Here is a 6,547-nt window from a genome sequence, read left to right as displayed (position 1 = left end):
CCCCCCCCCCCCCCCCCCCCCCCCCCCCCCCCCCCCCCCCCCCCCCCCCCCCCCCCCCCCCCCCCCCCCCCCCCCCCCCCCCCCCCCCCCCCCCCCCCCCCCCCCCCGCCCGCCCCCCCCCCCCCCCCCCCCCCCCCCCCCCCCCCCCCCCCGCACATGGTCGAGGACGTTCTGAAAGCTGAAAGCTGAGCCCGGCCACCGCCGGACAGTTCCACCGCTACTCGCAGAGCAGCTTGGCGATCTGGACGGCGTTGGTTGCCGCGCCCTTACGGATTTGGTCGCCACAGCACCAGAAGGTGATGCCACGCGCGGCCTCGGGGTTCGAGATGTCGCGGCGCACGCGACCGACCCAAATCAGGTCCTGGTCGGAGGTGTCCATCGGCATGGGGAATCGGTCGTGCGCATCCTCGGCACCCAGGTCGTCGACCAGCTTGACACCCGGGGCAGAAGCCAGCGCAGCACGGGCCTCCTCGACCGTAATGTCGCGCTCAAACTCGAGCGTAATGCTCTCGGAGTGCGAGCGCAGCACAGGCACGCGCACACAGGTGCAGTTCACGCGCAGCTCGGGCAGGTGCATAATCTTGCGACCCTCGTTTTGCAACTTCATCTCCTCGGAGGTAAAGCCCTCCTCCTTGACGCCGCCAATCTGCGGAATCAGGTTGCTCGCCAACTGGGCGGCAAATGCGCGCGGCTCGGGAATCTCCTCGCCACGACCCAGGGCGGCCAGCTGGGCCTCGAGCTCGGCCATACCGGGAGCACCAGCGCCCGAAGCCGCCTGGTACGTCGAGACGATCATGCGCTTCACGCCGGCGAGCTTGTGCAGCGGCCAGGTGGGAACCAGGCCGATGATGGTTGCGCAGTTAGGGTTAGCGATAAGGCCGTGATGCCACTTGATGTCGTCGGCATTGATCTCGGGCACGACGAGCGGCACCTCGGGATCCATGCGGAAGGCGTGGCTGTTGTCGACCACGACGGCGCCACGCTTGACAGCCTCGGGCAGCAGCTCCTTGGCGATATCGTCGCCGGCAGCGCCGAGTACGATGTCGCAGCCCTCAAAGGCCTCGGGGCAAGCCTCCTCAATAACAACCTGCTCGCCGCGGAACTCGACGGTCTTGCCCGCAGAGCGCGCGCTCGCCAGCAGCTTGAGCTTGCCAACCGGAAACTCCTGCTCGTTGAGGCACTCGAGCATCTGGGTGCCCACGGCCCCCGTCGCGCCCAAAATAGCAACCGTGTACTGTTTCATGCTTCCCCCTTTAAAGGTTGTGGCTTTTGCCCGCACGCCGAGCAGGCAGGATATTCTTGCCCAGTGTATACAAGAACGGGGCGGACACGAAACCCACCCCGTCGAAAAGAAACCGAAACGAAACGCCCCGCACTAGATTTTTTGGAACATGCCTCAAAACCCACTCATGCGCCAAAAGGTAGATTTCTAGACATATCCCAAAAATCTACCGGAATGGTCGCTATTTGTGGAGGGCAGCCAGGGCGGGTTCAATCGGTGCAGGAGCCTCCAGATCGGAGACCTTCACAATGCCGTTCTCGTCGGAGAAGGCACGGTAAATGGTCTGAATCGCCAGGTCGAAGTCCTTATCCTCGACACCGATAATGATGTTGATCTCGTCGCAGCTCTGCGAAATCATGCGCACGCTCACGCCAGCCTGGCCGAGCATGCCAAACAGGTGGCCGGAAATACCTGCGCGGCCGCGCAGGTTACGACCGACGGTCGCGATGAGCGCCAGGCCCTCGACAACCTCAATCTCGAGCGGCTCAACCTCCTGCTGGATGTCGCCCACGAGCGAGTACAGCGAATCGTGCACATCCTGCTCCTGCACCACGGCGCCAAAGCGGTCGACGCCGGTGGGCATGTGCTCGACGGAAACGTCATAGCGCTCGAAGACCGAAAGTGCACGGCGCATAAAGCCGACGCGGGGCTTGGTGCGATCGCGGGCCACGTTGATGGCGACAAAACCGCGCTTGCCGGTCACGCCGGTAATGATGGGCTCCGCCTCGCCCTCATCAGCCGTCTCGCTAATGATGGTGCCGGGGTCCTGCGGCGCATTGGTGTTCTTGATGACCAGCGGAATACCCGCCTCGCGCACGGGGAACACGGCCTCCTCGTGCAGGACGCTTGCGCCCATGTACGAAAGCTCGCGCAGTTCCTCGTAGGTAACGCGCGCAATGGGCTGAGCCTCGGGAACAATACGCGGATCGGCAGAGTAGAAGCCCGAGACGTCGGTCCAGTTCTCGTAAAGGTCGGCGCCCAGACACTTGGCCAGGATCGAGCCCGAGATATCGCCGCCGCCACGATCGAGCAGCTTAATCTGGCCCTCACGCGTCGCGCCGTAGAAACCGGGCATAACAAAGCCGCCCTGCTGACCGTACTCCTGCACCAGCTCGGAGGTGCGGTTCATGCTGAGCGTACCGTCGTGATGGAACGCCACAACCGTCGCGGCGTCCAGGAACGGCAGGCCCAGGTACTCGGCCATCAGGCGAGCGGTGAAGTACTCGCCGCGGCTCACAAGCTCCTCGGTGGAGTAGCCGCCCGAGCGGGCGCGCTCGGCAAAGGCCGCGAACTCCTCACGGATGGGATAGGTGAGCTCCAGCTCGTCAGCGATATCAAAATAGCGCTGGCCAATGTCCTCGAGCAGCTCCTCACACGACACGTGATACTTAACGTGCGCGTTAACCAGGTAGAGCAGGTCGGTCACCTTGGTGTCGCCCTTAAAGCGGCGACCGCAGGCGGAAACCACCACAAAACGGCGGGCCGGGTCGGCATCGACGATGGCCTTGATCTTCTTAAAGTGTTCGGCGTCGGCGACCGACGAGCCGCCAAACTTGGCAATCTTAATCATGGGCTGGAGGTTACCTTTCTAAAAGCCTCTGCGAACCTGTTTTGCGCGCTCTGATACCATGGTTTCACCGATTGGGACCAAGGCATCCGAGGAGCAGTGTTATATGGGAACTTATCATAGTACACGAGGACGCACTTTATCGTGCTCAAGTAAGGTGGCAATCCGCACCGGCATCGCTCCCGACGGGGGTTTGTTTGTCTCGGACGAGCTCGGCACCCAGCAGGTCGATATCAGCTCGCTTGCAGATAAATCGTACTTTGAAATCGCTCAAGATGTGTTGGGAATGTTACTGAATGATTACACGGGCGAAGAAATTTCGGCCTGTGTGAATGAGGCATATCGCGGCACGTTCGCGAGTGAAGAGGTTACGCCGCTCGTCAAACTCGACGCTGCGCCGGGCGCTGACGCCCCTCAGACCTATGTGATGGAGCTCTTTGGCGGCCCCACGAGTGCCTTTAAGGACGTCGCCCTGCAGATGCTCCCCCGCCTCATGGCCCGCACTTCCGCCAAGGACGGCGGCGCCGAACGCATCATGATCGTCACCGCCACGTCGGGCGACACCGGCAAGGCCGCACTCGCCGGTTTTGCCGACGCTCCGGGCACGGGCATCACCGTCTTTTATCCCGAAGGCAAAGTCAGCCGCGTGCAGAATCTGCAGATGTCCACACAGGAAGGCGATAACGTCGCCGTCTGCGGCATTCGCGGCAACTTCGACGATGCCCAGAGTGCCGTCAAGCGCATCTTTGCCGATAAGGAGCTTGCCGAGCGCTTGGAGGCCGCCGGAACGGTGCTTTCGAGTGCCAACTCCATCAACGTCGGCCGTCTGGTGCCGCAGGTCGTCTACTACTTTGCCGCCTATGCGCAGCTGTTGCGCGCCGGCGCCATCGAGGCCGGCGACGCTGTGGAGTTCTGCGTACCGACCGGCAACTTTGGCGATATCCTGGCCGGCTACTATGCCAAGCGCATGGGTTTGCCCGTCGCCAAGCTCATTGTCGCGAGCGACAAGAACAACGTGCTGGCTGACTTCCTGACCACCGGCGTCTACGACCGCAACCGTCCGTTCTTCACGACCATCTCGCCGTCGATGGACATCCTCATCAGCTCCAACCTGGAACGCATGCTCTACTTCCTGTCCGATGGCGACTGCGAGCTTGTTGCCGGCCTTATGGAGCAGCTGGCAAAGACTGGTCACTATGAGGTTCCCGCCGACCTGCTGGCAAAGATTCAGAGCGTCTTTGGCTGCGGCTGGGCCAGCGAGGACGAGGTCCTCGCTGCCATCAAGAGCTGCTGGGATGCGAACGGCTACGTGATTGACCCGCACACCGCTTGCGGCTATCACGTCTTTGAAAAGGTCGCTCCCGCCGAGGGCGCCAAGGCCCGTGTGCTGCTTTCGACCGCCAGCCCCTACAAGTTCCCGCGTGCCTGCTGCGATGCTCTGGGTCTCAACGTTCCCGAGGACGACTTTGAGGCCATGCGCGTGCTCGAGCAGGCCACCAATACGGCCGCACCGGCACAGCTCGCCGAGCTCGAATCCAAACCCGTCCGCTTCGAAGACGTCTGTGACGTCGATGAGATGGCAAGCTACGTCGAGTCTGCAGCAAAAAAGATGGCTACCAACTAAAACCCTTATTAAGCGCCGGCGAAAGCCGGCGCACCTTCTTTTATCAGATAACCCCCGGGATGATGACGAACGCGCACAGCGTGCCTGGCTGTTTAGTTCGTCGCGAGTTCCGCACAAGCAGCAAACTAAACAGCCAGGCACGCCAGGAGGACCCACATGATCAAGATCACCGTCCCAGCAACCAGCGCCAACCTAGGCATCGGCTACGACACCCTCGGCATGGCCGTCAGCCTCTACTCGCACTTCACCTTCGAGCGCGCTGACAAGCTCACCATCACGGGCTGCCCCGAGGAGTTCCAAAACGAGAACAACCTGGTCTACGTCAGCTTTGTCGATGCGCTGGCCGCATGGGGCGAGCCGGCTTTTCCCGTCGCCATCGACATTCAAACCGATGTACCCGTCGCTCGCGGCCTGGGTTCCAGCTCCACTTGCGTCGTCGCTGGCATTATGGCCGCCGCCGCACTGACAGGCCACACCGTCGACCGCGCTGAGCTCGTCCGCATTGCCACCGAGGTCGAGGGCCATCCCGATAACGTCGCTCCCGCCATCCTGGGCGGCGCCGTCTGCTCCTTTACGCCGACCGATTCGCTCCCCCAGTGCCTGCGCTACGAGGTGAGCGATCGCTTGCGTTTTATTACCGTGATTCCGCCCTACGAGGTTCACACGAGCGAGGCGCGCAAGGTCGTGCCGCAGGAGATTCCGCTCTCCACCGCCGTATGGCAAATGGGCCGTATCGCCGGCATGACGCGAGGCCTGGAGGCCGGCGACCTCGACCTGATTGCCGCCGCCAATGACGACCGCATCCAGGAGCCCTATCGTCGTCGCCTGATTCCCGACTACAACGCTGTGCGCGACACCTGCCTTAACGGCGGCGCCAAGACCATCTGGATCAGCGGTTCGGGCTCTACCCTTATGGCTGTGACCGACGACACTATCGTGGCAAAATTCCTGCAGGTCAAGCTGCGCGAGCAGTTCCCCAAGTGTGAGACGCATATTCTAACGTGCGACACTGAGGGCGCTCAAATCGAGTACCTGTAGCGCCCTGTCTCATTGCTCTCACCGGTCTCCTTGGGGTTTCCCCTGAAAACGTCCTCGATCATGATTTGCCCGGGCGTCCGCTTCGCGCGAGGGGGCAATTCGATCTGCGGATTGTTTTCAGGGGAAGCCCCAAGGAGACCTACGCGACCTCGACAGGATAATCGCATTCGCTGATTTAATATTGCGCCCCTTCGGAGCTGCGGATAAGCGGGCCTCGTGCTGCGGAATGTTTTTAAGGGGATGCCCCCGGGTGGCCCTATGGCAACGTGGCTAGCGATGTCTATAGGGACCCACGCTTTGAAGGGGCGCCGGGCTGAAATTATGGCCCTTTATTGATAGGGGCTCTTGCTAGGCTGGAGCACTTACCAGCAACAGGCTTCGACTATGTGCTTGGTTTACGCCGCACTGGGTTCCTTGTATTCGAAGACTGGTTCTAGGAGGTCTTCGATGTTGCAGTGGAGGACTTTTGCTATGGCTCTTACGCTTGTTACCGAAGCCTCATTGATGTTTCTCTGGCGCTGCTCGTACATTTGGATTGAGCGGAGTGACACACCCGATTCGTATGCTAGGTCTTGTTGGGTTTTCTTAAGTTTCTTTCTTGCTAACGCAAGTTTGGTTTGCCTGGACGCTTTTTTCGCCATATCGCAGACGAGGCGAACCACTCGTTCCTCCGAGGCTTCGTGCCAGGGGTAATACAGACTGCGCAGCACATCAAATGGAACGACATGCAGCAAATCTTCGAAAGACTCTCCTAGGCGCCACTGCAGGTATGCCAGCATCCAGCCCGCCCAATATTCCGGCGTCTTCTCAAATCGATAGGTGCAGTCCGGTATAGGCCTGTTTTGATAGCCCGACCTTTCAGCGATAAGCGCGAACAGCTCAACACCCGATTTTCCCGACACTACCCATGCGTTGCCGCGTTCAAACTCGCGAGCAACCCCGCTCAGGCAAAAGAGTTCAGCAACTTCAGATCCTTCTGCTCCATAGTCATTGACGGCATAGTCGAAGCAGTCGCCGAGGTTGTTCATTGCGTCCT

The 6,547-nt window shown here is 61.1% G+C and carries 5 protein-coding genes; 2 read left to right on the top strand and 3 right to left on the bottom strand.

Annotated elements, in window-relative coordinates; all coding sequences use genetic code 11:
- Positions 1 to 217: 217 nt before the first annotated feature.
- A complete protein-coding gene (locus ACTQV4_RS03365; protein ID WP_154514908.1) occupies positions 218 to 1,243 on the bottom strand; it encodes an aspartate-semialdehyde dehydrogenase in 1,026 nt (341 codons plus the stop codon).
- A gap of 220 nt (positions 1,244 to 1,463) precedes the next feature.
- Complete coding sequence (locus ACTQV4_RS03360) at positions 1,464 to 2,852, bottom strand: aspartate kinase (RefSeq protein WP_441540236.1); 1,389 nt, start codon at positions 2,850 to 2,852, stop codon at positions 1,464 to 1,466.
- Between the two features lie 103 nt (positions 2,853 to 2,955).
- Between ACTQV4_RS03360 and thrC the strand changes: the two genes are divergently transcribed.
- Complete coding sequence (thrC, locus tag ACTQV4_RS03355; protein WP_441540235.1) at positions 2,956 to 4,473, top strand: threonine synthase; 1,518 nt, start codon at positions 2,956 to 2,958, stop codon at positions 4,471 to 4,473.
- A gap of 156 nt (positions 4,474 to 4,629) precedes the next feature.
- Positions 4,630 to 5,511 (top strand): homoserine kinase, encoded by an 882-nt coding sequence (gene thrB / locus ACTQV4_RS03350; protein ID WP_154514914.1) that lies wholly within the window; start codon positions 4,630 to 4,632, stop codon positions 5,509 to 5,511.
- Between the two features lie 395 nt (positions 5,512 to 5,906).
- Here thrB and ACTQV4_RS03345 read toward each other — a convergent pair whose 3' ends face one another.
- On the bottom strand, positions 5,907 to 6,539 hold the full coding sequence (locus ACTQV4_RS03345; RefSeq protein ID WP_441040819.1) for a helix-turn-helix transcriptional regulator: 633 nt from the start codon (positions 6,537 to 6,539) through the stop codon (positions 5,907 to 5,909).
- Positions 6,540 to 6,547: the final 8 nt, after the last annotated feature.

The organism is Collinsella sp. LCP19S3_B11, from assembly GCF_052121915.1.
Taxonomy (GTDB): domain Bacteria; phylum Actinomycetota; class Coriobacteriia; order Coriobacteriales; family Coriobacteriaceae; genus Collinsella.
This window is presented reverse-complemented; position numbering and strand designations above follow the sequence as displayed.

Excerpts from the sequence above, each read along its gene's own strand:
- ACTQV4_RS03365 (WP_154514908.1), bottom strand. The coding sequence starts at position 1,243 with ATGAAACAGTACACGGTTGCTATTTTGGGCGCGACGGGGGCCGTGGGC.
- ACTQV4_RS03360 (WP_441540236.1), bottom strand. The coding sequence starts at position 2,852 with ATGATTAAGATTGCCAAGTTTGGCGGCTCGTCGGTCGCCGACGCCGAA.
- thrC (WP_441540235.1), top strand. The coding sequence starts at position 2,956 with ATGGGAACTTATCATAGTACACGAGGACGCACTTTATCGTGCTCAAGT.
- thrB (WP_154514914.1), top strand. The coding sequence starts at position 4,630 with ATGATCAAGATCACCGTCCCAGCAACCAGCGCCAACCTAGGCATCGGC.
- ACTQV4_RS03345 (WP_441040819.1), bottom strand. The coding sequence starts at position 6,539 with ATGAACAACCTCGGCGACTGCTTCGACTATGCCGTCAATGACTATGGA.